This window comes from Kitasatospora sp. NE20-6 (assembly GCF_045862635.1).
Genome location: NZ_BPRL01000162.1, coordinates 1 through 1,405, shown reverse-complemented (window position 1 = coordinate 1,405; position 1,405 = coordinate 1). Strand labels below are relative to the sequence as shown.

Sequence of the window (1,405 nt, the reverse complement as noted above, 5' to 3'; positions counted from 1 at the left end):
GTCAGTCGTGCGCGTGCAGCGGCTTGCCGGCCAGGGCGAGGTGGGCCTCGCCGAGGGCCTCGGACTGGCTGGGGTGCGCGTGGATGAGCTGGGCGACCTCGGCGGGCAGTGCCTCCCAGTTGTAGATCAGCTGGGCCTCGCCGACCTGCTCGCCCATGCGGGCGCCGACCATGTGGACACCCACGACGGCGCCGTCCTTGACCTGGACGAGCTTGATCTCGCCGGCGGTCTTGAGGATCTTGCTCTTGCCGTTCCCGGCGAGGTTGTACTTGAGCGTGACGATCTTGTCCTTGCCGTACTGCTCGACGGCCTTGGCCTCCGAGAGGCCCACGGAGGCGACCTCGGGGTTGGAGTACGTCACCCGCGGGATGCCGTCGTAGTCGATCGGGACGGTCTTCAGGCCGGCCAGGCGTTCGGCGACGAGCATGCCCTCGGCGAAGCCGACGTGGGCGAGCTGCAGGGTCGGGACGAGGTCGCCGACCGCGGAGACGGTCGGCACGTTGGTGCGCAGGTACTCGTCGACCAGGACGTAGCCGCGGTCCATCGCGATGCCCTGTTCCTCGTAGCCCAGGCCGGCGGAGACGGGGCCGCGGCCGATGGCGACGAGGAGCAGGTCGGCGTCGATCTGCTTGCCGTTCTCGGTGGAGACGCGCACGCCGTTCTCGGTGTACTCCACGCCGGAGAAGCGGGCCTTGAGCTCGAACTTGATGCCGCGCTTGCGGAAGGCGCGCTCCAGGAGCTTGGAGGAGTTGTCGTCCTCCAGCGGGACCAGGTGCGGCAGGCCCTCGACGATGGTGACGTCGACGCCGAAGGACTTCCAGACCGAGGCGAACTCCACGCCGATGACGCCGCCGCCCAGGATCACCGCGGACTTCGGGATGTGGTCGAGCTTGAGGGCGTGGTCCGAGGAGATGACCCGGTCGCCGTCGATGGTCAGGCCCGGGAGCGACTTGGGGACGGAGCCGGTGGCCAGCACGATGTGGCGGCCCTCGATGCGGCGGCCGTCGACGTCGACCGAGGTCGGCGAGGAGAGCCGGCCCTCGCCCTGGACGAAGGTGACCTTGCGGGAGGCGACCAGGCCCTGCAGGCCCTTGTACAGGCCGCTGACGACGTCGTCCTTGTACGTGTGGACGCCCTTGATGTCGATGCCCTGGAAGGTGGCGAGGACACCGAACTCGGCGGCCTCCCGGGTCTCGTCGGCGACCTCGGCCGCGTGCAGCAGGGCCTTGGTCGGGATGCAGCCGCGGTGCAGGCAGGTGCCGCCGAGCTCACCCTTCTCGATCAGTGCGACGCTCAGACCCAGCTGGGCGGCGCGGAGCGCCGCGGCGTAACCGCCGCTTCCGCCTCCGAGAATGACTACGTCGAAAACGGTGCTGGCGTCGTTCGCCACGTCACGTCCTCCATG

1 protein-coding gene is annotated in these 1,405 nt (G+C 69.5%); it reads right to left on the bottom strand.

Annotated elements, in window-relative coordinates:
• Position 1: 1 nt before the first annotated feature.
• A complete protein-coding gene (lpdA, locus tag SNE206_RS39970; RefSeq protein WP_407918504.1) occupies positions 2 to 1,390 on the bottom strand; it encodes a dihydrolipoyl dehydrogenase in 1,389 nt (462 codons plus the stop codon).
• Positions 1,391 to 1,405 lie beyond the last annotated feature (15 nt).